A 26,023-nucleotide genomic window follows, 5' to 3' on the forward strand; every position below is an offset into this window, starting at 1 on the left:
TCTCCTAGCTCAGCCCTTGATACCGGTCTGCGCGATCCCCTGCACCAGCCAGCGCTGGAGGAAGAGGAACACGAACAGCAGGGGCAGGATGGAAATGGCGGTCGCCAAGAAGATCTCGTGGAAGACGACGGTCTGGTTGGTCATGAAGGAGGAAAGCGCGACCTGGACGGTCCACGAGTTCGGATCCTGCCCGATGACCAGGGGCCAGAGGAAGGCGTTCCAGCCGCCGATGAAGGTGATCGTGGCGATCGCGGCGAAGAAGTTCAGCGAATTGGGGACGACGACCCGCCAGTACGCGCCCCAGTAGCCGAGCCCGTCCACCCGTGCCGCCTCCTCCAGCTCCTTGGGGAACCCGAGGAAGTACTGCCGGAACAGGAAGCAGGTGAAACCGCTGAACAGCCCCGGAATGATCAGACCCCGGTAGGTGTCCACCCAGCCGAGGGACGACACCAGCACGAAGCTGGGCACGAAGGTCACCGAGGTCGGGACCATCAGGGTGCCGAGGACGACGTAGAAGATCTTGTTGGCGTGCTTGTACGGGATGCGGGCCAGGGCGTAGCCCGCGAGCGAGCACACCAGCAGGATGCCGACGGTCATGGAGACCGCGACGATCGTGGAGTTCCACAGGGTCCGGGCGAACGGTACGGACTGGTCGTCGAACAGTTCGCTGATGTTGCCCCACTGCAGGTGGGTGGGGAAGAACTCCCAGTGGTCCCCGGTGATCTTGGCGTCGGTGGAGAAGGAGTTGCGCAGCAGGACGTAGAACGGGATGAGGAAGAGGAAGGCGGCGACACCGGTGGCGATGTACAGGCCGGTGCTGCCCATCACCCCACCCCTGCGTTTCGAGGTCACTTGGACTCGTCCCCCCTTCCGAAGCCCATGATCTTGCCCTGGAACAGGGTCACGATGATGATCAGCACGGTCAGGATGACGGCGCCCGCGCTGCCGGCGCCGTAGTCCTGTTCCGTGCCGAGGGCGGTGTAGTACAGCTCGACCAGCGGTGGGCGGCCCCAGGTCGTCTTGTCGAGCAGGTTGTAGAACTCGTCGAAGGCCTGGTAGGCGGCGACGAGCAGGAGCAGGACGACCGCGGTCGAGGTGGCGCGCAGTTGGGGCAGCGTGATGTGCCGGAAGGTCTGCCAGCCCGGCTTGGCGCCGTCGATGGCGGCTGCCTCGTACAGCTCGGCCGGGATGTTCTGCAGGGCGGCCAGGAACAGGATCATGTAGAAGCCCGACTGGAGCCACAGACGCGCGGTGACGATGACCAGCCAGTACCAGGGCGGATTCGGGCTGGACAGCCAGGCGATGTTGTCGATCCCGAACCAGCCGAGGACGGTGTTCGCCAGGCCGAAGCGGACGCCGCTGAAGAGGGACATCTTCCAGATCAGTGACGCGGCGACGTAAGAGCACGCGGTCGGCAGGAAGAACACCGACCGGAAGAACGCCCGCATGAACCGCAGCCGGTTCACCAGCAGGGCGAGGCCCAGCGACATCGCCCACGTGGTCGGCACGATGAACGCGGCGAAGACGGTGAAGGTGCCGAGGGAGTGGACGAACTTGGGGTCCGTCAGCATGTACGTGTAGTTGTCGAAGCCGATGAACTTCGACGGTGTGACCGTGTAGCGGGCGTCGAAGAAGCTGAGGTAGACGCTCCAGCCGATCGGCACGTAGACGAAGACCATCAGCCCCGCGAGGAAGGGGCCGATGAAGAGCCAGAAGTTGAAGGTACGGCTGCCCCGCAGGCCCCGCCGCCTCCTGGCCGGTCCGGCCTTCGCCGGGGCGGGGCGCGCGAGCGTGGGCTCGGTGGTGGTCGACATGTCGTGGTCCGTCCGCCGGCCTATCCGAAGAGCTTCTTCAGTTCGCGGTTGACGGCCTTGTCGCACCTGTCGAGGGCCGCCTCCGGGTCACCGTTCTGACGGACGCAGTCGGCGATGAGGTCCCACGTGGCCTGGATCATGGCCTGGGTCCAGCCGATGTTGTCGAAGTGCCCGAATTCGTTGAAGAGCTTGACGCCCTGCGCTCCGAGACCGGACTTGAGCTTGGTGGCCTGCGCGGCGATCGAGCTGCGCGGCGGGATGTGGAAGCCGTAGGAGGTGGCCCAGTCCTCCTGGTACTGCTTCTGGTCGATCCACAGCCACTTCACGTATTCCTTGGCCGCGTCGACGTTGTCGCCCTTGGCGTTGACGAAGACCGACCAGCCGCCGTTGTAGACCGACGGCTTGCCGGAGTCGATCGTCTTCGGGAACGGGAAGACGCCGAGGTCGTCGCCCAGCGCCTTCTGGAACTGCGGCATGGCCCACATGCCGCAGAACTGGATGGCGCACAGGCCCTGGCTGAGCGAGGAGGGGTCCCAGAAGTCGGTCGGGGCACCGAGGAGGAGGTTGCCGCTGGCGAAGAGCTTGCGCAGCTTCTTCAGGCCCTCGATGACACCGGGCGTGTGGTACGCGATCTGGTTCTTGGCGTCGAGGGTGTCGGCGCCCGCGGACCAGATCAGCGGGTTGATGATCGAGTGCAGGTCGTTGCCGAGGTAGAGGCCCTTCATCTTGCTGGTGGTGAGCTTGGCGGCGGCCTCGATCAGCTCGTCCAGGGTCTCGGGGACCTTGACGCCGGCCTTCTGGAAGAGGGAGGGGCGGTAGAAGAAGAACTGCGGGTCGTCCAGCGTCCGGACGCCGTAGACCTTGCCGTCGACGGTGTGCGACGTGATGTCGGCCGTGTTGAAGTCGTCCTTGACCGGGTTGACGATGTCGCTCAGGTCCGCGACCTGGCCGCTCTTGATCAGCTGGATCTGAGGGTGGAACTCGAACAGGTCGGGCGCGCCCTTGGTGAGCAGCGTGGCGAACAGCTTGCTCTCGTAGTCGGCGCTGGTGATCCACTGCGTGTTCACGTTCGCGCCCTTGTACGCGGCGGCGTACCGCTTGATCGCCTGCTCGGTGCCGGGCTCACCGTAGGCGTGGAACATCTGGTTGAGGTGCTTGCCCGAACCGGAGCCGCCCCCGCGGCCGTTGTTGCCGCCGCACGCGGCGAGGGGGGCGGCGACGGCCAGACCGGCGGCGGCCCGGAGTATCGAACGGCGGTTCCAGCTGGTGTTGCTCTGTGCCGACATGCTGACGTCCTTGTCTTGTCGAGTGCGGCTCTGGCGGCTCTACGGCTCTGTGGCTGCTGCGGCTTCTGCGGCTTGGCTCCGCGCCGGGTGGCCGGATGGCCGAGTGGCGTGAAAGAGAGGGTGCGGACGGGGACGTTAACCTTCGGCTAAGGCTTCGGCAAGGGGTTGGACGAAGTCTGTTCGAAGCGTTGCATTCGGTTCGGGATCACGAACGGGGCGTCAGGGCAAGGGAGATGAGGGCCGCCGGGTCAGGGGTGTGGCCGGCGGCCCCCGGTCCGAGGGGGAGTGGTTGCTACGGCCTGGTCCAGGCCTCGTTGGCGCCGCCGTTGCAGCTGTAGAGGATCACCTTGCCGCCGTCCGTGGTCGCCTGTCCGCTGACATCGAGGCACGTGCCCGACGCCTCGTTCACGATCTGCCCGTTGCCGTTCAGCAGCCAGCGCTGGGTGCCGTCATCGGTGGCTGCGGCGGTCGCCGTCAGGCCCGAACTCCCCGCCGTCAGGTACCCGTTGGCGCCCCTCAGCGTGCCCTTCGCGTCGTACGACCACGACTGGTCCGCCGTGCCCGTGCACGAGGCGATCGCGGCCCCCGAGGCGCCGGCGGTCAGGCACTTGCCGGACTGCCTGCCGACGAGGGCACCGGTGATCGCCGAACTGCCGTGCCCCTTCTGGTCGAAGACGTACGTCGTGATCGAGCGGGCGGCGAGCGTGGCGGACACGGTTTTGCCGCTGACCGACGGTTGCGCGACCCTCGCCCAGTCCTCGTCCGCCGAGGTCCGCACCGCCTGCGTCGCCCGCACCGGCACCTTGCTGTTGAAGTGCAGGTTCAGCGCCGTGTCGGTGGTGTTGTGGTTGTTCACCACGACCACCCACTGGCCCTTCCGGTCGTACGACGACACCTCCACGCCGGCCGGCGCCCCGGTCACGTTGTGCGCGACCGAGCCCGGCCGGACGAACTTGCTGTACTGGCCCAGCGCGTAGTACCGCTTGGTGAAGTACAGCGTCTGGTTGCCGTTCGTCGCGTAGTCGGGGTCGTAGTAGATCAGGCCGTCGTTCCAGCCCTGGTCGTTCTTCGCGGTCGGGCTGGTGCCGTAGCCGCTCGCGAGCGCCACCCACCACTGGAACGCCGAGTCGTGGGAGGTCGCGAAGTCCTTGTAGATGATCCGCGACATCAGCAGGGCGTTGTCGATCGTCGGGTCGTACTCCTGGTTCCAGCCCGTGGTGCCCTTGCCGAAGCAGCAGATCTCGGTGGCCCAGGACGTCTTGCCGACCGACCTCGACGTCTCGTAGACATGGCCCAACTGGCCGTCGTCGGGGTTGTTGTACGTGTGATGGGCCAGCTTGGCGACGTACTGCGCGGTGCCCGGCTGGGCGATCCACTGCGGGACCTCGCTGGTGAACTGCGTGGTCTTGCTGGACTCGTCCGCGATGATCGACGTCTTCTGGTGCCGGGCCCGTTGCTCGGCGCCCAACGCCCGTACGATGTCGTCGCGTTGGTCGACCGGGACCGGCATGCCCTCCTGACCGCAGTCGGCGAAGCTGTTGTCCGGTTCGTTGAACGGGCTGATGTAGTCCAGCCGTACGCCCCGCCGCGCGAAGTGATCGGTCACGTCCGCGACGTACTTCGCGAAGTCGGTCTCGTTCTCCGCCTTCAACTGCCCGCCGCAGCTCTTGCCGTTGGTGGTCCACTGTGCGGGCGCGCTGTTGACGAAGCCGATCAGGTCCTTGACCCCGTACCGCGCGGCGTAGGTGAGGAACGTCCGGCCGCCCTTGTCCTTGCTCCAGTCGTAGGAGCCGTCGGGCTTGGGGAAGTCCTCGGCGGCGCGGGCCGGGGTGGTCACCGCGGTGCCTCCGCCGCCGATGTTGTAGCGGTACGAGCTGAGGTCCAACCCCTGTTCGGAGAACAGGAGTCGGGCCACCCGGGCCTGCACCTTCGGGTCGAAGTGCTGCAGGTCGTTGACCCACCAGGCACCCGACGCACCGATGTCGTCGATGGTCTGGGCGGCGTGCGGGGAGACCTCGGCGGCGGCCGGGGCGGCGGTGGCACTCGCGGGCGGGGAGGTGAGGAGGGCAGCGCCGACAGCCAGAGCGGCCGAGGCTGCGAGCAGCAGGGATCTCTTGCGGGGGTGAGACACGTGCATCCCTTCCGTCGTCACGAAGGCGGTGCGGTACGGCTCCTTGCGAGGGTGGTGCGCCTGGTGGTGCCGGTGCTCTGGCCGACGGGCTGCAGTGCCCCCTCCAGCGCGAACGTGGCCGCGCCGAGGGACACCGGGTCGGTGGGGATCGGGGAGAGGACGATCTCGGTGGCGGCCAGCGGCCGGCGCAGCGTGTGCCGGGCGACGGCCTCGCGGACCTCGTCGAGCAGCGGCGCGCCCAGCCGGGCGGCGACCCAGCTGCTGAGCACGACCACTTCGGGATTGAGGAGATTGATCAGATCGGAGATCCCGGCGCCGAGGTAACGGGCGGTGTCCCGGACCACCTTGAGCGCCACCGGATCCCCCGTGGCGACCGCACGGGCCAGCGCGTCGATGGTCGCCGTCTGGTCCTCGGGGTGCAACAGGGCGGAACGCGGGCTCAGTTCACGCAGATTCTGCATGATGCCGGGCGCGCCGACGTACGTCTCCACACAACCGTGGTTGCCGCAGTGGCACAGCCGCCCGTCCAGCACGAGCGTGGTGTGGCCCCATTCGCCGGCGCTGTTGCTCACACCCCGGTGCAGTCCGCCGCCGAGGGCCAGCCCGGCGCCGACTCCCGTGCCCAGATTGACCACCACGGCGTCCCCGCGGCCCCGCGCGGCCCCGAACCACAGCTCCGCCACCGCGCAGGCGCGCAGCGGATTGTCCAGGTACAGGGGGTACGCGATGTGTTCGGAGAGCAGATCGAGCAACGGCACGTCGTGCCAGTCCCAGTTGGGCGCGTACTCGGCGACACCGCCGTCCCGGTCCACCTGGCCCGGCACGCTCACGCCGACACCGAGCACCCGGGCCGCCTCGACCCCGGCCTGCGCCACCACCGAGCCGACGGCGGCGGCGACCTGGCCGACCACCTGCTCCGGGCGGCTCTCGCCGGGCCGCATGTCCTCGTCGGCGCGGGCCAGCACGTTCAGCGCCAGGTCGAACAGCTCGACATGGACGTACGTCTCCGCGATGTCCACGCCGATCAACGCGCCCCCCGACGCGTTGACGGCCACCAGGCCCCGGGGCCGGCCGCCGGCCGAGTCCTCGAACCCGACCTCGGTGATCATACGGAGGTCCAGCAGCTCGCCGACCAGCGTGGCGACCGTGGCCAGGCTCAGGCCGGTGGCCGCCGCCAGCTCCTGCCGGGAGGTGGGAGACTCGGCGATGATCTGGCGCAGCACCTCGTAGCGGTTCGCGGTGCGGATGTCACGCGATGTGCGCTTCACGCGGTGGCCCCTCCCATCCCGTCCAGACCGGGCCGGGGCGGCATCGGCACCGGCGCGGGCGTCAGGCTATGGGCTGGGAGGGACTTTCGACAAGGGGTTAGGAAAGGGGGTGGAGAAAGTCCGTCGCCGGTGGGCGGCGCGTGGTGGCCGTCACTCGTCCAGAAGGTCCCGGACGAAGGCGTTGGTGAACTTCCCGGCCGGATCCAGGGAGCGGACCAGGTGCCGGAAGTCGGCGAGGCGTGCATACCGTCCACGCACGACCGTCGACGGGATCTCGTGGACCTTCCCCCAGTGCGGACGCGGATCGAACGGAGCCAGGGCCTCCTCCAGCCGGCGCACCACCGGCAGAACGGCTGCCTCGTCCCGCACCCAGGTGAAGTGCAGCGCCACCGAGTCCCGGCCGTGGGCCGGGCTGAGCCACTGCGGGTCGGCGGCGATCGTACGCACTTCGCAGATCTGCAGCACACCGGCGACTGCCGACCGGATACCGTCGACCGCACCCAGTGCGTCGACGGCTGCCGACCGCGGCAGCAGGTACTCCGACTGGATCTCCTCCCCGTTGCTCGGCGTGAACTCCGCCCGGAAGTGAGGCAGTCGCTCGTGCCACGGCCCGGGCACGCCCAGCTGTTCGGTGCAGTTCTGCGCGGGCATGCCCGGCACCGGGTGCAGCGGCTCGGTCGCGGGGGCCGCCCAGGGGAAGCGGGCCGCCGGCTGGTCGGTGCGCCGCTTGACCCACACCTGACGGAAGCCGGGCTCGCGCCAGTCGGTGAACAGGCTCACGCTGTATCCGGCGGCCGCCACAGCGGTGAAGTCCAGCCCCTCCAGCGGGAGTTCGGTGAAGACGTGCTGCTCCACCTCGTACGCCGGCTCCAGGTCGAGGGTGAGCGCAGTGACGACGCCCAGCGCGCCCAGCGAGGTCACGGCGCCGTCGAAGCGCGGGTCGTCCCGGCCGATCGTCACCGCCGAGCCGTCGGCGACGATCAGCTCCACCTCCCGTACGGCCGAGGCGAGCGGACCGTTGGTGACGCCCGAGCCATGGGTGCCGGTCGCCACCGAGCCGGCCACCGAGATGTGCGGCAGGGACGCCATGTTGGGCAGGGCGAGACCGTGCGCGTGGACCGAGCGGGCCAGTTCGGCGTAGCGGACCCCGCCCGAGACGCGGACCGTGCGCGCCACCGTGTCGACCTCGGTCTCCGGCGGCAGGCCGGCGGTGGACACCAGTACGCCGTCCGGACCCGGGTCGGCGATCCGGTTGAAGGAGTGCCCGCTGCCCAGCACCCGCACCCGCGCACTGTCCGTCACCAGCGCCGCGAGCGCGTCGACGGTGCGCGGCCGGTGGAACTCCCGCGCCTGGTAGGTGATGGTGCGCGCCCAGTTGGTGACCGTCCCGGCGGTCTCGGCCGTCCCTGTCACAGTTGCGTCCCTCCCGGAGAGTACCTGTGCGCCGACCCTCTCATCCCGCATGGCCCGCGAGGGAAGCCTGCTGCGGATTTCGTCGTCGGAATCGGCATTGATCGACGTATTCGAAATATCACTGGCCTGAGGAATGCGATATCGGTACCTTCTGCTCCATGACTCAGGAACCGCTCCCCGACCACCTGCCCGTCACCGACCGCACCCGTCACCGCCGGCTGCGCGAGCAGGGCAGGCTGGAGCGGGCGGAGCTGGAGGCGATCCTCGACGCCGGGTTCGTCTGTCACCTGGGTGTCGTGGTGGAGGGGCGGCCGGTCGTCGTGCCGACCGTGTACGGGCGGGACGAGCGGTGGCTGTATCTGCACGGCTCCGTGGCCAGCCGCAGCCTCGCCGGGGACACCCCTGTGTGCGTGACCGTCACCCACGTCGACGGGCTGGTGCTCGCCCGGTCCGTCTTCGAGCACGGCGTCAACTACCGCAGCGCCATGATCCACGGCACGGCCCGCAAGGTCACCGACCCCGAGGAGAAGCTGGAGGGTCTGCGCCGGCTCACCGAGCACTCCGCGCCGGGGCAGTGGTCGTACGCCCGCCGCCCGAGCCGTAAGGAGCTGGCCGCCACCACCCTCCTCGCCCTCTCCCTGGAGGAGGCCTCCGTCAAGATCCGCACCGGCGCCCCGGAGGACGGCGACGGACCCGACGCGGCGCTCGGCCTGTGGGCGGGGGTGCTGCCGCTGACCCCGGTCTGGGGCAGCCCAGAGCCCGATCCGGCACTGCCGCCCGGCATCGCCGTACCGGAACACGTCGCGCGCCGTGCGGGGACCCGGGCGGGCTGAGCCGGAGGCGGGGGCATACGGTGTAAGTCGTACGCCTGAGCCGGGAGGAGACAGACGGATGGGCAGTCGTACCGCGCTGGTCGAGGATCTGATGGAGCGTTTCCCGCACGTGCCGCGGGAGGCCGTCTTCAAGGAGGACCTGCTCCGCGGCGGCGTCGCCTTCGACCCGTCCGCCCTCAGTGACAACGAGAGCGGCGAGGTCAAGCCGAAGTCGTACTTCATCTTCTCGTTCGACCACGGCACCCTGCCCGAACTCGGCGAGGCCGCCCTCAGGCGCCCGCCGGAGGAGATCATCCTCACCGGCGGCCCGTACGACCTGAGGCGTACGGTCGTCTCCGTACGGGTGAACCCTGCCTCGCCGTACCGGGTCGCCGCCGACGACGAGGGGCTGCTCGGCCTCTACCTCGACGGCAAGCGGGTCGCCGACGTCGGTGTGCCGCCCATGCCGGAGTACTACCGGCACACCCTCTCCAACGGGAAGTCCGTGATGGAGGTCGCCCCCACCATCCAGTGGGGCTACCTGATCTACCTCACCGTCTTCCGGGTCTGCCAGTACTTCGGCGCCAAGGAGGAGTGCCAGTACTGCGACATCAACCACAACTGGCGCCAGCACAAGGCGGCCGGGCGGCCGTACACCGGGGTGAAGGACGTCGAGGAGGTACTGGAGGCCCTCGAGATCATCGACCGGTACGACACCCAGAAGACCTCCACCGCGTACACGCTGACCGGCGGAGCCATCACGAAGACGGTCGCAGGCCGGGACGAGGCCGACTTCTACGGCCACTACGCCAAGGCCATCGAGGAGCGCTTCCCGGGCCGCTGGATCGGCAAGGTCGTCGCCCAGGCGCTGCCCAAGGCCGACGTGCAGCGGTTCAAGGACTACGGCGTGCAGATCTATCACCCCAACTTCGAAGTGTGGGACCGCCGGCTGTTCGAGCTGTACTGCCCCGGCAAGGAGCGCTACGTCGGCCGCGACGAATGGCACAAGCGCATCCTGGACTCCGCCGAGGTGTTCGGGGCGCGCAATGTGATCCCCAACTTCGTGGCCGGTGTGGAGATGGCCGAGCCGTTCGGGTTCACGACGGTGGACGAGGCGATCGCGTCGACCACCGAGGGCCTGCGCTTCTTCATGTCGCACGGCATCACGCCCCGCTTCACCACCTGGTGCCCGGAGCCCACCACCCCGCTCGGCAAGGCCAACCCGCAGGGCGCGCCGCTGGAATACCACATCCGGCTGCTCCAGGCCTACCGTCAGACGATGGAGGACTTCGGCCTGTCCTCCCCGCCCGGCTACGGCCCGCCCGGACCCGGCCGCGCGGTCTTCTCGGTCAGCTCCTTCATGGACAGCCTGCCCGCGGAGGAGCCGGTCGAGGTGTGACCCGTGTGACGCATCCGGTCGGCGGGGCCCTGAGCGAAACGGCCCCGCCGTCCGTATCAGAGGCCGGAGTCGGGGGTTCGTCGCGACGCGCATCCGTCCCGCCACCTTGCGTCACCGGATGTGAACAGGCCGCTTGTCAGTTCTGTCAAGGTCGTGAAAAGCTCGGTGCCCTGCCGCGAGGTTCCCCGTAACTCCCTTTTCCGTATGGAGAGTTGACCTCGCTCGTGGATGCAGGAGTCCCATGCCCGACCTGCCGACCCCCCAGGACGCCACCGAGGCCGCGCTGTTCTCGGAGGGCTGGGACGCGGTGCTCAGTTACGCGGACCTGTGCACCTCCGGCTCCCTGACGGCCCATCAACTGGCGAACGAGGCCTTCACGCTCGGCGTGCGCGAGGTCCGTGCCGCCGGGAGCACCCATGTGCGCGGCGCCGGCCGCCGTAACCCGCGGCTGCCGACGATCCCGGCGCTGCTCACCGCCGTACGCGACACGGCCGCCGGCTGGGAGGCCGACGGCCGGGGCCACCGGCTCGACCCCGACCTGCGGCTGTGGCTCAACTCCGGCAAGGCGGCCCGGTTTTCGGGCCCGCCGCTGGAGCGCCCGATCGCGCTGCGCGGCCTGCGGGACATGCAGGAGGCCGACGCCTCGCTGCTGTGGCTGGCCGAGGTGGAGGCGCTGCCGCTGCCCGTGGTGGCCCGCCGGCTGGGCCTGGACCCGGCCACCGTCGGCGACGAGCTCGACCAGGTCCGCACCCTGTTCCGGGAGCGCTGCCACCGCGCCCATCTCGACACCCCGATGGACGCGCAGTGCCGCTCCTACGCCCGCCTGCTGGACGCGGTCACCCGCTCGCCGGCCGCCGACGCCCCCGACGACCTCTCCCGGCACCTCGCCACCTGCGTGCGCTGCGCCGAGGCCGCCGCGTGCCTGCGCCTGCACGGCGGGGGACTGCCCGCCGCGCTGGCCGGCGGGGTGATCGGCTGGGGCGGCCTCGCCTACCTGGAGCGCCGCCGGCGCGCCGCCGAGGTCCGGCTCGGCGCGGGCCGTCCCGGCGGTGCCGACCCGGACACCGGCGACCCCGAGGAGGGCGGCGGGCGCAGCCGGGTGCTGCGCGGCGGCCTGCTCGCCGCCGCCGTGCTGATCTCCGCGCTGGCGCTCGGCGTGTCGATGATGCAGTTCGGCGGCTCCGGCGGCGACGCGGCCGCCGCCCGCGACGACCGCCAGCCGGTCGCCGACCCCAGCGTCCCCCGCACCGCCGGCCGCCCCGGCTCGCCGTCGGCCCCGCCCGCCAACGCCGGCACCCCGTCCGCGACGCCCTCGGCGCCCGTGACGACGGCGGACCCCGGCCGTACGAAGTCCGATCCCGAACCGCAGGGCAGCAGCTCCACGGCCGAACACCAGCCCGGCGGCAGCGCCCCCGCCATCACCTGCCGGGCCGCCTACGACCTGGTCAACCAGTGGCCCGACGGCTTCCAGGCCACCGTCACCGTCACCACCGACCGGCCCCTGACCGACTGGAGCGTGTCCTGGGCGTTCCGCGACGGCCAGCAGGTCAGCCAGATGTGGGACGCCACCGTCCACCAGAGCGGCTCCCGCGTCACCGCCACCGCCGCCGACTACAACAAGACCGTCGCCGCCCACGGCACCCTGTCCTTCGGCTTCATCGCCTCCTGGCAGGACGCGAACCGGGCTCCGTACGACTTCACGCTCAACGGGGTCGCGTGCGCGGCCGGATAAATGCTGTGACGCCGGGCCCCGTTCGCGGACCACATTGATCACGCACGCCGAGGTGGTGTGCGAGAGACGAGCTTGTGAAGGGTCTCCCTTGACTTCCACCTCTGCTGTGTTCTCCGCGCTGGCTCCCTACGGCTGGGACGAGTCCTGGGCCGGCGCGTTCGCCCGCTACGCGGCCGACGGGCCCGATGAAGGTCGTGTGCACGGGGGACTGGGTCGCCGTCGACCTCGGCGGTGATCCGCGCTGCGTCCGCGCGTATCTGCCGCGCCGTACCTCCTTCGTGCGTTCCACCGCCGTCGAACTCGACCTCGGGCGCGTGGAGTGCTTCCTCACCCTCGCCCGGGAGTCCGGCAGGACTTAGGAATCGGCTGGCGCCCTGGCTGTCGCTGGCACTTTCCGCTTCACCCCACGACTGCGCCTGGGGCGGGCGCCGACACCACCCCCGGACGGCGCTGGTGAGACATCCGCACAATGCGCCCGTCGCGACCGCCAGTCGTCAGTGAACTCGCTACCACCCGGGCGGAGACGCGGCGCTTGCTCGGCATCGGGAGATACGTCACGTTCGTGGTGACGGGACGCTGAGGTTGCGAAAGTCCGAGTCCGGCCTGTCGGCGGCTGGAGGCTCGTGGCGGTCGTGGGCCGCGGCTGTCCGGTGTGGGCGTGCGCGCCAACCAATCCAACGATACGGGCACTGCGGAGACCGTGGCTCCGCTCCTCCGGTTGAATGCGTCTGTGGCACAGGACTTGGACTTGGACTTCGACGAGAACGACCTGCGGGCGCTGGCCGGGCCACGCTCCTTCGAGCGGGGCCGAGGGTATGTGGCCGTGGTGACCGCCGTGGAGGTCGGCGACGGCTGGATCACGGCCACCGTCCACGGGACGGACGCCTACCAGGCGGAGCTGACCCTGGACGGGCCCGACGGCCTTGCCGGGGAGTGCGACTGCCCGTACGGCATGGAGGGCAACTTCTGCAAGCACCTGGTCGCCCTGGGCCTGACTGTGCTCGCCGAGGCGGAGGCGGTGCCGAGGCAGCGCGGCCGGGCCAGGTCTCGTGCTCAGGAGTTGGATGCGTGGCTGGCTGTGCTTTCCAGGGACGAGCTGCTCGCCCTCGTACGGGAACAGCTCGGCAAAGACCGGCAGTTGGCACGGCGGCTGGAGCTGCGGGCGGCGAGCGCCCGCGGGGACCTGGTCGAGGTCCGCGCCCGGATCCGGGAACTCCTCGACACTGCCCCTTTCGCACGGTACGGCTACGTCGAGTACGCCGATGCCCACGCCTACGGCGAACAAGCCTCTCAGGCGGTGTCCGCGATCGCCGCGCTGACCGCCGCAGGGCGGGCCGCGGACGCGATCTCACTGTCCCGGGAAGCGATGCGGCTGCTGGGCGAGGCGCAGGACGCGATCGACGACTCCGACGGTCACCTGGGTCGCATCGGGGCTGCGCTCGCCGAAGCCCACCTCGACGCGTGCCGCGCAGCACGCCCAGACCCGAACGAGACCGCGCGGTGGCTGGTCGGCCACCTGCTCAGTGACCTGGACGATCTCACCGGCATCGATCCCCTCGCCTACGAGGACATCCTCGGTGCGCAAGGGATGGCCCGTGTGAGGGAATTGGCGACCGACGCCTGGCGCCGCAACCGCACCGGCTGGGCGGAGAAGTACCTGATGGAGCGGCTGGCCAAGGCGGAGGGGGACGTGGACGGCTGGGTCGCCCTGCAGGCGGCTGACCTCGCTCCGGACGGCAGCACCCACCTGAGCGTCGCCCGCGAACTGGACAGCGTCGGCCGCCCGGACGAGGCCCTGCGGTGGGCGGAACGCGGCATTGAGGAAGTACCCGACGACGTCAGCCCCGACAACGCTCTGATCGATTACCTCTGCGACCGCTACACCCACGCCGACCGGCTCTTCGACGCCGTTGCTCTGCGCCGCACCCAGTTCGCCGCCCGCCGTTCCCTCGTCGCGTACCAGCAGTTGCGTATGGCGGCGCGGGCGGCCGGCTGCTGGCAGGACGAGCGGGAGCCGGCGCTTGTGCTGCTGCGCGCCGACGCCGGGCAGCGGCAGCAGCCCTGGTACAGCGGCCCGGTCCTGGTCGATGCCCTGCTCGACGACGGGGACGTCGACGCGGCCTGGCGGGCCGCGACCGAGACGCATGCGCACGACCGGCAGTGGCTCGCCCTCGCCGACCGGGCCCGCGCCGTCCGCTCTGCCGACGCGCTCGGGGTCTACCTGCGGCTGGCCGAACCGCTCATGAAACAGACGGGCAACGCCGTCTACGAGCAGCTGACCGGCCTGCTGCTGAGCATGCGCGACTGCCACCACCGCCTGGGCACCGAAGACGAGTTCACCGCGTACCTCGCCGCTCTGCGTGCCGACCAGAAACGCAAGCGCAACCTGATGCGGCTCCTCGACCAGCACGGCCTGTGACCCGCCAGAGATTCGGGGGCGCCCGGGTGCGTGCGCATCCCGGGTCGGGCATCAGGTGGCCGTGACAACAAGCGCGGCCCGGTCGTCGAGGGCGGCATCGCCTGCGAACGTGGTGACTGCGGCGGTGATGGACTCGATGAGGGTGGCGGCGGTGGGCGTCGTGGTCCGGTCGGCGACGAGCGCGTCGGCCAGGCGATCCTCGCCGAAGAACTCACCGTCTGCGGATCGAGCCTCGGTGATGCCGTCGGTGACCACGACCAGGCTGTCGCCGGGGCGCAGTTCGATGTCGCATGGGCAGAAGCCGGGGTCGGGGCGGATTCCCAACAGCAGGCCTGGTTGTGTGAGTTCTTCGACCGTGCCGTCGGCTCGGCGCACGAGGGGCGGTACGTGGCCTGCCCGAATCAGGTTGAGCGCGAGGCGGGACGCGGAGTGCCGCAGCTCGCCGTAAACGAGTGAAACGAACTGGTCCTCTTCGGCGGTGCCTGCCGTCAACGCGTCGTTGATGGCGGCGACCACCGCCGCAGGGTCGTTCAGGAGGCGGGCGGCGGCGCGTGCGGTGTGGCGGACCATTCCGGTGGTGGTGGCCGCCAGCGCGCCGCGCCCCGACACATCGCCGATCATGAACGCCCAGCGGTCGCCGGACAGCGGGAAGACGTCGTAGAAGTCGCCGCCGACGTCGAGTCCTTCAGCGGCCGGATGGTACGAGGCGGCCAAGGTCGCGCCGGGAATCCTGGGCAACTCGGGAGGCAGCAGCCCTGCCTGCAGATCGTGGGCCAGCCGGACGCGGTCGGTGAACTGGTGGGCGTTGTCGGCACTCGAAGCGGCCCGGCGGGCGAGCTCCTGGGCCAGGGCGATCGTGTGGCCGTCCGGAGTCAGGGCGGTGGTCAGGAGAGTCAGCGTGCCGAAGGTACGGCCCCGGGTGGCCAGCGGCACGCACACGTAACCCGTGACGCCGAACTGCGCGCAGCGGCTGCTCGTGTGGGCCGTCTCGATGGCGCCGGAAGCCAGTACGCGGGCGACGGCGGCGTCCACGTCGTCGCACAGTGCGGGGGAGGAGAGGAGCTGTTCCCCCTCCCGGGGGGAGGCGGCGACGGCGATGCGGCGGGTACGGCCGCGCTCGACCACATGGACGGCACACAGCGGCGCCAGGGCCGGAACGGTCAGCCTGGCCATGCACTGCAGGCTCTCCGCATAGTGTGTCTCGCCCGTGATGGCGGTGCTCGCTTCCAGCAGGAAGGCCAGATCCTCGCGGACGGCCTTCTCCCGCTCCTGGGCGGCGTGCCGCGCCTCCACCGCACGGTGGCGTTCGATGGCCAGCGCGGCTATGCGTGCGAACGCGACGCTGAGCGTCACATCCCTGTCCGCGGGAGCCTTGGGGGTGCGGTGGTACATCGCGAAGGTGCCCAGCAGCCGGCTGTCCGCGTCCTGGATCGGCGTGGACCAGCACGCCGCGACCCCGGCCCGCAGCGCCAGGTCGCGGTAGTCCTTCCACAGGGGATCGGTGGCGATGTCCGTGACGATCACCGGTTCGTGCCGGAAGGCGGCCGTGCCGCACGAGCCGACACCCTCGCCGATGGGTGTCCCGTCGATCGCCTCGTTGTAGAAGTCGGGCAGGCTCGGGGCGGTGCCGTGCCGCAGGCGCTGTCCGTCGGGATCGACGAGCAGTACCGAGACGATCATGTCCGGGGAGAACTCCTCGATCGCCGTGGCCATGCCGTCGAGGATCTCGGTGAGAGGGGCGTCGCGTGCGATCTGCTCCAGCAACACGCGCTGCTGCGAGGCCAGGAGATGCGCGTCGTGGTACGCGGTGGTCTCGACCGCGATCACCACGACCCCGTCGATCCGGCCGGCCTCGTCCCAACGGGGCTCGTAGGTGAAGTCGAAGAACCCCTCCCGCTGCCTGCCCGGCTCTCCCAGTATCAGCCGTCCGTCCCGGGCCCGGTGTGCGACGCCGGTGCGGTAGACCTCGTCGAGCCGGTCGAGGACGCCCTGCGGAACCAATTCCGGAATCGCCTCTCCGACCGGCTCGCCGACGCGCCCGCGGTCGCACCCCACGGCCTCGAAGAATGCCGAGTTCGCCACGTCCAGCAGGTGTCTCGGACCACTGAGCGCAGCGAAGATCACCGGGGCCTGCCCGAAGAGGTCCGCGTACTCCTCGCTCCGCCGGTCGAAGGGGGTGGAGCGGGCCATGTCCGAGCTGTGGGGGGCGAAATGTATGGACATGACAGGCTGCCCTCTCCTGTCTCCTCCGCCAGCTGACGACGCCGTCTTGCCCCTCCACTCTGACACATGTCTTTGCTGTTTCCGGGCCGAGTCTTTGCTGTTTCCAAGCTGAGGCCGGGCCGGTCACAGCGGCGCTTCACCACCGGGGGCATCTGACGGCCCGACCTCCAGGAAGACCGAGGACGGAACGACGGGGAAATTCTGTGGTGTCGCAGAGCGAGCCTCTCTAGGGTGGGGCTTGCTCCTCGCGGTGGCCGCCGGCTGCCGCGGTCAGTCGTGTGCAGAACGGGAGGTGTGACCGATGGCTGTCGTCGAGACGGGCGCTGCCCGCATCCGGAAGTTCATCCATTCCACCTCCGTGGCCTCCGGCTGACCTCACTCACTTACCGCGCCCGTGAGCGCGGTGCCGGGGCCACCCTTGTGAAGGGTCCTCCCTTGTCTTTTTCTTCTCTCGTGGGTTCGTCCTCGCCTTCCTCGCATCCGCTCGCCCCGTACGGCTGGGACGAGGGATGGGAAGCCGGGTTCGCTCCCTATGCCGAGCAGGGTCTTCTGCCCGGCCGTGTCGTACGGGTCGACCGCGGCCAGTGCGACGTCGTCACCCCGGGCGGGACCGTCCGCGCCGACACCGAGTTCGTCGTGCCCCGTGACCCGATGAAGGTCGTGTGCACGGGGGACTGGGTCGCCGTCGACCCCGGCGGTGATCCGCGCTACGTCCGCGCGTATCTGCCGCGCCGTACCTCCTTCGTGCGTTCCACCTCCTCCAAGCGGTCCGAGGGGCAGGTCCTCGCCGCCAACGTCGACCACGCCGTCATCGCGATCTCCCTCGCCGTCGAACTCGACCTCGGGCGGGTGGAGCGTTTCCTCGCCCTCGCCTGGGAGTCCGGTGCCCAGCCCGTCGTCGTCCTCACCAAGGCCGACCTCGTGCCGGACCCGGTCACCCTCGCCCACCTCGTCCACGACGTCGAGCTGAGCGCGCCCGGCGTGCCCGTGCTCACCGTCAGCGCCCTGTACGGCGACGGGCTCGACGTCCTCGTCGCGCTGGTCGGCTCCGGTACGTCCGTGCTGCTCGGCCAGTCCGGCGCGGGCAAGTCCACGCTGGCCAACGCCCTCGTCGGCGAGGACGTCATGGACGTACGGGCCGCGCGGGACGTCGACGGCAAGGGCCGGCACACCACGACCACACGGAATCTGCTCGCCCTGCCGTCGGGCGGGGTCCTCATCGACACACCGGGGCTGCGGGGTGTCGGGCTGTACGACGCCGAGGGCGGGGTCGGGCAGGTGTTCTCCGAGATCGAGGAACTGGCCGAGCGGTGCCGTTTCCACGACTGCGCCCACGAGACCGAGCCGGACTGTGCGGTGCGCTCCGCCGTGGAGAGCGGCGAGCTGCCCGAGCGGCGGCTGGAGAGCTACCGCAAGCTCATGCGGGAGAACCAGTGGATCGTCGCCAAGACCGACGCGCGGGTCCGTGCGGAGCTGCGGCGGGACTGGAGGCGGAAGGGCGCGGAGGGGAAGGCCGCGATGGAGATCAAGAGGGGGCGGTTCCAGTAGTGCCGTGAGCACGGCGCCCTGAGTGTCACGTCCGATTTCCGCCGGTCCTTCCTCCTGCACTGTCCGACACTGGAAAGCGTGATGGACAAGGACACCATGTACGAGGCCGTGCGGAGCCGGGACGGGCGGTTCGACGGGGCGTTCTTCTTCGCCGTCGAGACCACCGGGATCTACTGCCGGCCGAGCTGCCCGGCGGTGACGCCGAAGCGGCACAACGTGCGTTTCTTCGCGACGGCCGCCGCCGCGCAGGGGTCCGGGTTCCGGGCCTGCCGGCGGTGCCGGCCGGACGCGGTGCCGGGGTCGGCGGAGTGGAACGTGCGCGCGGACGTCGTCGGCCGGGCCATGCGGCTGATCTCCGACGGGGTCGTGGACCGCGAGGGCGTCGCGGGGCTCGCCGACCGGCTCGGCTACAGCTCCCGGCAGGTGCAGCGGCAGCTGACCGCCGAACTCGGCGCCGGGCCCGTGGCGCTCGCCCGGGCCCAGCGGGCGCACACCGCGCGGGTGCTGCTGCAGACCACCGACCTGCCGGTCACCGAGATCGCGTTCGCCTCCGGGTTCGCCAGTGTCCGGCAGTTCAACGACACCGTCCGGGAGATCTACGCCACGACACCCACCGAGGTGCGCGCCGCCGCTCCCCGGGGCCGTGGCACCCGCCGGGCCGCCCCGGGCGCCGGCATCCCGCTGCGGCTCGCCCACCGGGGCCCGTACCAGGCCGGCGCCGTCTTCGACCAGCTGGCGCGGGAGGCGGTCACCGGTGTCGAGGAGGTCTCGGGCCCGCCGGGCGGCCGTACCTACCGGCGCACCCTGCGGCTGCCGTACGGCACCGGGATCGCCGCCGTCGAGGAGCGCACCCGGGCACCGAAGACGGGCGGCGGCACCCATCCCGGCGGCTGGCTCGACGCACGGCTGCACCTCACCGACCCCCGGGACCTGACCACCGCGGTGCAGCGGCTGCGGCGGCTGTTCGACCTCGACGCCGACCCGTACGCCGTCGACGACCGCCTCGGCGCCGACCCGCGGCTCGCCCCGCTGGTCGCCGCCCGGCCCGGACTGCGCTCGCCCGGCGCCGTGGACCCGTTGGAGCCCGCCGTGCGCGCGCTGGTGGGCAGCGCGGGCGCCGAGCCGCTGGTCCACCGGTACGGCAAGGCCCTCGACGCCCCCTGCGGGAGCCTCACCCATCTCTTCCCCGAGCCCGCCGTGCTCGCCGAGGCCGAGCCCAGCGGCCCGCTGGGCGCGCTCGCCTCGGCCCTCGCCGACGGCACGGTACGACTGGACGCGGGCGCCGACCGCGACGACGCGGAGGCGGCCCTGCGCGCCCTGCCCGGCATGGACCCGGCCGCCGTAGCCACCGTCCGCGTCCGCGCCCTCGGCGATCCGGACGTCGCCCCGCCCGACGTCGAGGTACCCGACACCTGGCGGCCCTGGCGGTCGTACGCCGTCCAACACCTGCGGGTGGCAGAGGAGTTGAACCGATGACGGACGTGTACTGGGCGCGGCTGGCCTCACCCGTCGGCCCGCTGCTGCTCACCGCCGACCCGGACGGCGCGCTCACCTCGCTGTCCGTGCCCGGGCAGAAGGGCGGACGGAGCGTCGAGGACGGCTGGCGGCACGACGCCGGGCCGTTCCGGGCCGCCGGGGAACAGCTCGCCGCCTACTTCGCCGGTGAACTCACGGCGTTCCGGCTGCCGTTGGCCGCCCACGGCACTGCGTTCCGGCAACAGGTGTGGGAGGCGCTGGACGACGTGCCGTACGGCAGCACCGTCACCTACGGGGAGATCGCCGCGCGTATCGGCGTGTCACGCGCGGCCGTTCGCGCCGTCGGCGGCGCGATCGGCGCCAACCCCCTTCTGATCGTGCGCCCTTGCCACCGGGTGATCGGCGCCAACGGCTCGATGACCGGGTACGCGGGCGGAGTCGAGCGCAAGGTCCGGCTGCTGACCCTGGAGGGGGCGCTCGCCGGCTAGGCGCGTCCGGGTCCACGGATCCAAGGCGTCCGCCACCGGCCTTCTCCCCCTCTCCCACCCCGTTACGCCGAGCGGGTGGACCACCGTCGATGGTGCGCCGGTGCGGCCCGGCCGTGTGGCACGGTCGCCTCCGACGAGGCACGGGGAAGGGCGAGCGGACACATGGCCAAGGTCGGACGGATCCTCGCGGTGCTGCTGCTGGCGATGCTGCCCGGCCTGACGACGCCGGCCGCCGCCCGGCCGGAGCCGCCACCGCGACAGCCGCGGCCGCAGGCCTGGCCGGGGCCGGACCGGCCTTCCTGGACCGGTAGTTGGGAGAGCGCGCCGTCCGGCACCGTGGCGGCGTGGCCCGGCGCCGCCATCCGCAACGTCGTCCACCTCAGCATCGGCGGCAGGGCCGTGCGCGTGCGGCTCAGCAACCGGTTCGGCACCGCACCGCTGCGCCTCGGCGCGGTCACCGTCGCGCTGCGCGGGGCCGCCGGGCCGGACGCCCTGCCCGGCACCGTGCGCACGGCCACCTTCCGGGGCGCCCGGGCCGTCACCGTCCCGCCGGGCCGGGACACGGTCACCGACCCGGTGCGGCTGCGCGTCCCGCCCGACGCCGACCTGCTCGTCACCGTGTACACGCCGGGCGCCGGCGGCCACGCGACCTCCCATCAGGAGGCCCTGCAGACCAGCTACGTGGCCCGGGCCGGCGCGGGCCGGGCCGCCGACGAGGACGGAACCGCGTACACGACCACCGTCAGCCACTGGTACTACGTCACCGGCGTCGACGTCCTCGGCCGCGGCGCCGGCAGCGTCGTGGCGTTCGGCGACTCCCTCACCGACGGAAACGGATCCACCCCCGACACCAACCACCGCTGGCCCGACCGGCTCGCCGCGTCCCTGCGCGAGCACCGGTACGGCGTCCTCAACGCGGGCATCTCCGGGAACCGGCTGCTGCGCGACGGCACCGGGCCGCGCGCCCTCGCCCGCCTCGACACGGACGCCCTGGACCGGGCGGGCGCACGGGTCCTGGTGGTGCTGGAGGGCATCAACGACATCAAGGGCACCCCCACGGCCGACGACGCCACCGCGTTCGCCGCCGCCTACCGCACGCTCGTCGCCCGCGCCCACGCCCGGCGTGTGCGGGTCGTCGGCGTCACCCTCACCCCGTTCCGCGGGTACGCCGCCTACACGGACGCCCGCGAGGCGGTACGGCAGCGGGTGAACGCGTTCATCCGCACCGGCGGCGCCTTCGACGCGGTCGCCGACGCCGACGCCGCCGTACGCGACCCCGCCGACCCGGCCCGCATCCTGCCCGCCTACGACCCCGGCGACCACCTGCACTTCGACGACGCCGGCATGGCGGCTGTCGCCGACACCGTGCTCAGGGCCCTCACCGGATAACCCTCAGCCCCACAGCACCGCCCCCAGCCACGCCCCCGCGATCAGCAGGCAGGCGAACAGCTCGGCCAGCACGCTGGAGCCACCCGAGCGCATGGCCGTGCGCAGGGCGGCCATCGCCTCCCCGTGGCGGCCCAGCCGCAGCCGCTCATGCACATAGATCCCCGCCATGAAGCCCGGCAGCGCGCCCAGCACCGGAAGCAGCACGAAACCGAGGAACGCCCCGGCGCCCGCGTACACCCCCATCCGGGGCGTGGCACCGCTCTGCCGCAGCCGGCGCGGCGGCAGCGCCCAGCGCACCACGAGCGACAGCAGCAGCACCGCGGTGGCGGCCACCAGGACGCCCCAGGCCACCGGCCGCGGATCCGTCAGCGCCCACCACAGCACCGCGGCCCACACCAGCCACGACCCCGGCACCCCGGGCACCAGCACTCCGCACAGGCCGAGCACGACGACCACGCCGACCAGCAGGAGTTCCCACACTCCCATCTGCCCAGAGTGCCGGAGAAGCCGCGGAAGGGCAGGCCGGTGACCGGTCAACCGGGCCTCAGGAACGGGTCACCCAGCCCCGCTCGTACGCGTGCCGGCCCAGCTGCAGGCGGGTGCTGGCGTGCACCACCACCGCGGCCGGCTCGGCCGTCGTCGAGGTCAGCGGCACCATCGCCGGCGAGCGGTCGGCCACCACGAGCTTCGTCGGCACCCGGTCCACCACCCGCACCCGCTCGTCCCGGCCCAGCGCGGCGGTCAGCTCGGTCAGCGCGTGCGGCAGGTCCAGCACCGCGCGCTCCACGACCACCCGGTAGCGCACCCCGCGTAGGGCCGCCTGCTCCTCCGCCTCGTTCTCCATGCCGGACACCACGACCGGGTTGGCGGTGACCAGCGCGCACACCTCGTCCGCCGCGCCCAGCTGCAGCTGGAGGAAGCGCTGGGCGACCACCGAGGCACCGGTCACCACCTCCACCAGGTCGTGCACCGCCGGTTCGGCCGCGGCCGCCCGGTACTCCTGCGCGAGCAGTGCCGCCGCCGGCTCCGCCTTCTCCAGCTCGTGCCGCTGCCGGGTGAGCGGCGCCGCCGAGGGCCACCCCCGGCGGCGCCACCACCCAGCGGCCCGGCCGGGCCGACGGACACCAGCGCCCGGTACGCCGCCTCGTGCGTGTCGTCCAGCCCGATCGCTGCTGGCATCGGCCTCCGCCCCTCCCACGGCCCTGGCGGAAACCCGCCACAGCGCAAACCCGCCGTGGAACATCATCGCCGTACCGCCGGTGACTCTGCCAAGGTGGCAGCGGCCGGGACGCGCGGTCGCGATCGCGACGCACAGCTCAGTGCCAGGAAACCAAGCCACAATCCGGCCACCACACGCGTCGCCGGGCGGTCCTCCCGTGGGGGGTGGGGCCGCCCGGCGACCATCGGCCGTCCCTCGTACGGGTGTTCACTCCCTCACTCGAGAAGCGGTTCGAGATGACCGGGTGTGCCGGATTTTCCCGATGCCCCGTTTTCCGGCGGCCCCCGCGGTGGACAATCAGGAACATGAGCCAGCAGGGGGGAAGGCCCGCCCGTCCCGAGGACGACTGGTGGGGACAGCTGTACGACGACTCCACCGAGGACACGGGCCCCACGGGTGTGCCCGATTCCCTGGACGACCGCTTCGCCTCGGCGAAGAACATGAGTACGGCACCCCCGGAGGTGGCGCTGCCGGCGCAGCGCACGACCGAGCCTGCGGCTACCGTGCCGGAACCGCCCCCACCCCCGCTTCCGCCCCCACCCCCCTCCGCCCTCGACTACGTCGGCTCCGGGCCTCCCACCTACGACCCCGAGCCCACCGCGCTGCCCGCCGCCGAGCCGGACGGGCTCGGGGAACTGGTCGCGGACACCGTGCTGGACGGAGCCCGGTACGGGGCGTGTACGGTGCGGGCCGCGTCGTTGCGCGGGGACTCGGCGCGGTACCGGGGTGAGCCACGGCGGGACGCGTTGCTCACCGCGCGGTTCGGGGCGGGGGAGCAGGCGCTCGTGCTGGTCGCGGTGGCGACCGGTGTGCGGGGCACGCCGGGCGCGCATCTGGCGGCGGCCGAGGCGTGCCGGTGGATCGGGCGGGCCGTGGGCCGCAGCCGGCTGCGGCTGGTGGAGGACATCCGGGCGGCCCGGCGCGGCGAGCTGAAGTCGGGCCTGCACCGGCTGACCGACCGCAGCCTCGGCCGGCTCCGGGCGAGCGCGGCCGAGCAGGGCGTCGACCCGGACGCGTACACGGCGAGCCTGCGCTGTCTGCTGCTGCCGGCCGACCCCGACTGCCGTACGCGGGTGTTCTTCGGCGTCGGCGACGGCGGACTGTTCCGACTGCGGGACGGCGCCTGGCAGGACATCGAGCCGCAGGTCACGCCGGAGGACACCACCGGCGCGCCGGTCGTCGGGTTCGGGGCGCGGCCCGCCACCCCCTTCGGCGAGACCCCCGAGGGCGACCGGCTCACCATGGACCTCGGCATCCCGACCCCGCCGAGCCCGTACGAGCCCGCCCCGGAGCCGCCGCGCGAGCCGTTCCGGTTCCGGGCGTCGGTCGCCCGCCCGGGTGACGCGCTGGTGATGTGCAGCCCGGGCCTGGCCGATCCGCTGCGCGGTGAGCCCGCGCTCTGCGCCTACCTGGCCCGGCGCTGGTCCGGCCGTACCCCACCGGGCCTCGCCGCGTTCCTCGCGGACGCCCAGGTGCGGGTGAAGGGTTACGCCGACGACCGTACGGCGGCGGCCGTGTGGGAGGCGTGACCGCCACCTCTGTGACTGTATGGATGCATGGCCAAACAGAACGTAGCCGAGCAGTTCGTCGACATCCTCGTCCGCGCCGGCGTGCGCCGTCTGTACGGGGTGGTCGGCGACAGCCTCAACCCGGTCGTGGACGCGGTCCGCCGCAACGCCGCCATCGACTGGATCCCCGTCCGCCACGAGGAGACCGCCGCGTTCGCGGCCGGTGCCGAGGCCCAGATCACCGGAAAGCTGGCCGCCTGCGCCGGCTCCTGCGGTCCGGGCAACCTGCACCTGATCAACGGCCTGTACGACGCGCACCGCTCGATGGCCCCGGTGCTCGCGCTCGCCTCGCACATCCCGTCCAGCGAGATCGGTCTCGGCTACTTCCAGGAGACCCACCCCGACCGGCTGTTCCAGGAGTGCAGCCACTACAGCGAGCTGATCTCCAACGCCCGGCAGATGCCCCGGCTGCTGCAGACCGCCATCCAGCACGCGGTCGGGCAGAGCGGCGTCAGCGTCGTCTCGCTGCCCGGTGACATCGCCGCCGAACCGGCCCCGGAGAAGGCCGCGCAGAGCGCCCTCGTCACCTCCCGGCCCACCGTCCGGCCCGGCGACGGCGAGATCGACGCGCTCGTGGAGATGATCGACCGGGCCGACAAGGTCACCTTGTTCTGCGGCAGCGGCACGGCGGCCGCGCACGCCGAGGTCATGGAGTTCGCGGAGAAGATCAAGTCCCCGGTCGGGCACGCCCTGCGGGGCAAGGAGTTCATCCAGTACGACAACCCGTACGACGTCGGCATGAGCGGACTCCTCGGCTACGGCGCCGCCTACGAGGCCACCCACGAGTGCGATCTGCTGATCCTGCTCGGCACCGACTTCCCGTACAACGCCTTCCTGCCCGACGACGTGCGGATCGCGCAGGTCGACGTACGGCCCGAGGTGCTCGGCCGCCGCTCCCGGCTCGACCTCGCCGTGTGGGGCGACGTACGCGAGACGCTGCGCTGTCTGCTCCCCCGGGTGCTGGAGAAGACCGACCGGCGCTTCCTCGACAAGATGCTGAAGAAGCACGCCGACGCGCTGGAGGGCGTGGTCAAGGCGTACACGCGCAAGGTCGACAAACACATCCCGATCCATCCGGAGTACGTGGCCGCCGTACTCGACGAAGTCGCCGACGACGACGCCGTGTTCACCGTCGACACCGGGATGTGCAACGTCTGGGCGGCGCGCTACATCTCGCCCAACGGGCGCCGCAGGATCATCGGTTCGTTCTCGCACGGGTCGATGGCGAACGCGCTGCCCATGGCGATCGGCGCCCAGTTCACCGACCGGGGCCGGCAGGTGGTGTCGATGTCGGGCGACGGCGGCTTCGCCATGCTGATGGGCGACTTCCTGACCCTCGTGCAGCACGATCTGCCGGTCAAGGTGGTGCTGTTCAACAACTCCTCGCTCGGCATGGTCGAGTTGGAGATGCTGGTCGCCGGGCTGCCCTCGTACGGCACCAGCAACGCCAACCCCGACTTCGCCGCCGTGGCGCGGGCCTGCGGGGCCTACGGGATGCGGGTGGAGAAGCCCAAGCAGCTCGCCGGGGCCCTCAAGGACGCTTTCAAGCACAGGGGACCGGCGCTGGTGGACATCGTCACCGACCCCAACGCGCTGTCGATCCCGCCGAAGATCAGCGCCGAGATGGTCACCGGGTTCGCGCTGTCCGCCTCCAAGATCGTGCTGGACGGCGGCGTCGGCCGGATGCTCCAGATGGCCCGCTCCAACCTCCGTAACGTGCCGCGCCCGTAACGGAGTAAGCGGAACCCGGAGGGGTGGATTTCGGCCAGTTTCACGGCGTGTGACGGTGTGCCGATGTCCGGTGCCGGGCGCATCTGCCCCGCCGTCCCGGGACGTCC

The 26,023-nt window shown here is 71.4% G+C and carries 18 protein-coding genes and 2 pseudogenes; 11 read left to right on the forward strand and 9 right to left on the reverse strand.

Annotation, left to right across the window (positions count from 1 at the left end):
* Positions 1–9: 9 nt before the first annotated feature.
* The 6 genes from ACH47Z_RS40160 to ACH47Z_RS40185 form a co-directional block, all read right to left on the reverse strand.
* Positions 10–825: a carbohydrate ABC transporter permease gene (locus ACH47Z_RS40160; RefSeq protein ID WP_399083271.1), complete on the reverse strand. Its 816-nt coding sequence runs from the start codon at positions 823–825 to the stop codon at positions 10–12.
* A gap of 23 nt (positions 826–848) precedes the next feature.
* The gene (locus ACH47Z_RS40165; protein ID WP_399083274.1) at positions 849–1,814 is read right to left on the reverse strand and encodes a carbohydrate ABC transporter permease; all 966 of its coding nucleotides are present in this window, start codon (positions 1,812–1,814) and stop codon (positions 849–851) included.
* A gap of 20 nt (positions 1,815–1,834) precedes the next feature.
* A complete protein-coding gene (locus ACH47Z_RS40170; protein WP_399083276.1) occupies positions 1,835–3,100 on the reverse strand; it encodes an ABC transporter substrate-binding protein in 1,266 nt (421 codons plus the stop codon).
* A gap of 292 nt (positions 3,101–3,392) precedes the next feature.
* Positions 3,393–5,237 carry a glycoside hydrolase gene (locus ACH47Z_RS40175; protein WP_399083278.1) on the reverse strand — a complete coding sequence of 615 codons (1,845 nt, stop codon included), beginning with the start codon at positions 5,235–5,237 and terminating at the stop codon, positions 3,393–3,395.
* Between the two features lie 11 nt (positions 5,238–5,248).
* Positions 5,249–6,499, reverse strand: a complete 1,251-nt coding sequence (locus ACH47Z_RS40180) for an ROK family transcriptional regulator (protein ID WP_399083281.1) — start codon at positions 6,497–6,499, stop codon at positions 5,249–5,251.
* A 150-nt stretch (positions 6,500–6,649) separates the two neighbouring features.
* Entirely contained in the window at positions 6,650–7,912 is a 1,263-nt protein-coding gene (locus tag ACH47Z_RS40185) for an FAD-binding protein (protein ID WP_399083284.1), read from the reverse strand.
* A 158-nt stretch (positions 7,913–8,070) separates the two neighbouring features.
* Here ACH47Z_RS40185 and ACH47Z_RS40190 point away from each other — a divergent pair, with 158 nt between their 5' ends.
* The 5 genes and pseudogenes from ACH47Z_RS40190 to ACH47Z_RS40210 all read left to right on the forward strand — a co-directional run bounded on the left by ACH47Z_RS40190 (position 8,071) and on the right by ACH47Z_RS40210 (position 14,274).
* On the forward strand, positions 8,071–8,745 hold the full coding sequence (locus ACH47Z_RS40190; protein WP_399083287.1) for a pyridoxamine 5'-phosphate oxidase family protein: 675 nt from the start codon (positions 8,071–8,073) through the stop codon (positions 8,743–8,745).
* A 58-nt stretch (positions 8,746–8,803) separates the two neighbouring features.
* The gene (locus ACH47Z_RS40195; protein ID WP_399083290.1) at positions 8,804–10,123 is read left to right on the forward strand and encodes a radical SAM protein; all 1,320 of its coding nucleotides are present in this window, start codon (positions 8,804–8,806) and stop codon (positions 10,121–10,123) included.
* A 241-nt stretch (positions 10,124–10,364) separates the two neighbouring features.
* Positions 10,365–11,855, forward strand: a complete 1,491-nt coding sequence (locus ACH47Z_RS40200) for a cellulose binding domain-containing protein (protein WP_399083293.1) — start codon at positions 10,365–10,367, stop codon at positions 11,853–11,855.
* An 88-nt stretch (positions 11,856–11,943) separates the two neighbouring features.
* Positions 11,944–12,205: pseudogene (locus tag ACH47Z_RS40205) on the forward strand (GTPase RsgA); the annotation flags it as partial.
* 380 nt (positions 12,206–12,585) lie between these two features.
* On the forward strand, positions 12,586–14,274 hold the full coding sequence (locus tag ACH47Z_RS40210) for an SWIM zinc finger domain-containing protein (RefSeq protein WP_399083296.1): 1,689 nt from the start codon (positions 12,586–12,588) through the stop codon (positions 14,272–14,274).
* Positions 14,275–14,325: 51 nt separating this feature from the next.
* Here ACH47Z_RS40210 and ACH47Z_RS40215 read toward each other — a convergent pair whose 3' ends face one another.
* Positions 14,326–16,497 carry a SpoIIE family protein phosphatase gene (locus tag ACH47Z_RS40215; RefSeq protein WP_399083299.1) on the reverse strand — a complete coding sequence of 724 codons (2,172 nt, stop codon included), beginning with the start codon at positions 16,495–16,497 and terminating at the stop codon, positions 14,326–14,328.
* A gap of 435 nt (positions 16,498–16,932) precedes the next feature.
* On the opposite strand from ACH47Z_RS40215, the gene rsgA reads away from it, so the two are divergent.
* From rsgA to ACH47Z_RS40235, 4 genes are all read left to right on the forward strand, one after another.
* Positions 16,933–18,045, forward strand: a complete 1,113-nt coding sequence (rsgA, locus tag ACH47Z_RS40220) for a ribosome small subunit-dependent GTPase A (protein WP_399083301.1) — start codon at positions 16,933–16,935, stop codon at positions 18,043–18,045.
* Between the two features lie 81 nt (positions 18,046–18,126).
* Entirely contained in the window at positions 18,127–19,521 is a 1,395-nt protein-coding gene (locus ACH47Z_RS40225) for a DNA-3-methyladenine glycosylase 2 family protein (protein WP_399083369.1), read from the forward strand.
* Positions 19,518–20,009, forward strand: a complete 492-nt coding sequence (locus ACH47Z_RS40230; RefSeq protein ID WP_399083304.1) for a methylated-DNA--[protein]-cysteine S-methyltransferase — start codon at positions 19,518–19,520, stop codon at positions 20,007–20,009. The genes ACH47Z_RS40225 and ACH47Z_RS40230 overlap by 4 nt, the downstream gene beginning before the upstream one ends.
* A gap of 162 nt (positions 20,010–20,171) precedes the next feature.
* A complete protein-coding gene (locus ACH47Z_RS40235) occupies positions 20,172–21,398 on the forward strand; it encodes a GDSL-type esterase/lipase family protein (RefSeq protein WP_399083307.1) in 1,227 nt (408 codons plus the stop codon).
* Between the two features lie 3 nt (positions 21,399–21,401).
* On the opposite strand, the gene ACH47Z_RS40240 is transcribed toward ACH47Z_RS40235, so the two are convergent.
* Both ACH47Z_RS40240 and ACH47Z_RS40245 read right to left on the reverse strand, forming a co-directional pair.
* A complete protein-coding gene (locus tag ACH47Z_RS40240) occupies positions 21,402–21,884 on the reverse strand; it encodes a DUF456 domain-containing protein (protein ID WP_399083310.1) in 483 nt (160 codons plus the stop codon).
* 73 nt (positions 21,885–21,957) lie between these two features.
* Positions 21,958–22,577, reverse strand: a pseudogene (locus ACH47Z_RS40245) (TrmB family transcriptional regulator); the annotation flags it as partial.
* A gap of 345 nt (positions 22,578–22,922) precedes the next feature.
* Here ACH47Z_RS40245 and ACH47Z_RS40250 point away from each other — a divergent pair.
* A complete protein-coding gene (locus tag ACH47Z_RS40250) occupies positions 22,923–24,146 on the forward strand; it encodes a protein phosphatase 2C domain-containing protein (protein ID WP_399083313.1) in 1,224 nt (407 codons plus the stop codon).
* A 27-nt stretch (positions 24,147–24,173) separates the two neighbouring features.
* A complete protein-coding gene (locus tag ACH47Z_RS40255) occupies positions 24,174–25,916 on the forward strand; it encodes a pyruvate dehydrogenase (protein ID WP_399083316.1) in 1,743 nt (580 codons plus the stop codon).
* The last annotated feature ends 107 nt before the right edge of the window (positions 25,917–26,023 follow it).

Source organism: Streptomyces sp. NPDC020192, from assembly GCF_044388685.1.
In the GTDB taxonomy this organism is placed as follows: Bacteria; Actinomycetota; Actinomycetes; order Streptomycetales; family Streptomycetaceae; genus Streptomyces.

Coding starts and splice junctions, on each gene's coding strand:
- ACH47Z_RS40175 (WP_399083278.1), bottom strand. CDS start 5,237: ATGCACGTGTCTCACCCCCGCAAGAGATCCCTGCTGCTCGCAGCCTCG.
- ACH47Z_RS40255 (WP_399083316.1), top strand. CDS start 24,174: ATGGCCAAACAGAACGTAGCCGAGCAGTTCGTCGACATCCTCGTCCGC.
- ACH47Z_RS40165 (WP_399083274.1), bottom strand. CDS start 1,814: ATGTCGACCACCACCGAGCCCACGCTCGCGCGCCCCGCCCCGGCGAAG.
- ACH47Z_RS40225 (WP_399083369.1), top strand. CDS start 18,127: ATGGACAAGGACACCATGTACGAGGCCGTGCGGAGCCGGGACGGGCGG.
- ACH47Z_RS40200 (WP_399083293.1), top strand. CDS start 10,365: ATGCCCGACCTGCCGACCCCCCAGGACGCCACCGAGGCCGCGCTGTTC.
- ACH47Z_RS40170 (WP_399083276.1), bottom strand. CDS start 3,100: ATGTCGGCACAGAGCAACACCAGCTGGAACCGCCGTTCGATACTCCGG.
- ACH47Z_RS40190 (WP_399083287.1), top strand. CDS start 8,071: ATGACTCAGGAACCGCTCCCCGACCACCTGCCCGTCACCGACCGCACC.
- ACH47Z_RS40160 (WP_399083271.1), bottom strand. CDS start 825: ATGGGCAGCACCGGCCTGTACATCGCCACCGGTGTCGCCGCCTTCCTC.
- ACH47Z_RS40215 (WP_399083299.1), bottom strand. CDS start 16,497: ATGTCCATACATTTCGCCCCCCACAGCTCGGACATGGCCCGCTCCACC.
- ACH47Z_RS40235 (WP_399083307.1), top strand. CDS start 20,172: ATGGCCAAGGTCGGACGGATCCTCGCGGTGCTGCTGCTGGCGATGCTG.
- ACH47Z_RS40240 (WP_399083310.1), bottom strand. CDS start 21,884: ATGGGAGTGTGGGAACTCCTGCTGGTCGGCGTGGTCGTCGTGCTCGGC.
- ACH47Z_RS40230 (WP_399083304.1), top strand. CDS start 19,518: ATGACGGACGTGTACTGGGCGCGGCTGGCCTCACCCGTCGGCCCGCTG.
- ACH47Z_RS40250 (WP_399083313.1), top strand. CDS start 22,923: ATGAGCCAGCAGGGGGGAAGGCCCGCCCGTCCCGAGGACGACTGGTGG.
- ACH47Z_RS40195 (WP_399083290.1), top strand. CDS start 8,804: ATGGGCAGTCGTACCGCGCTGGTCGAGGATCTGATGGAGCGTTTCCCG.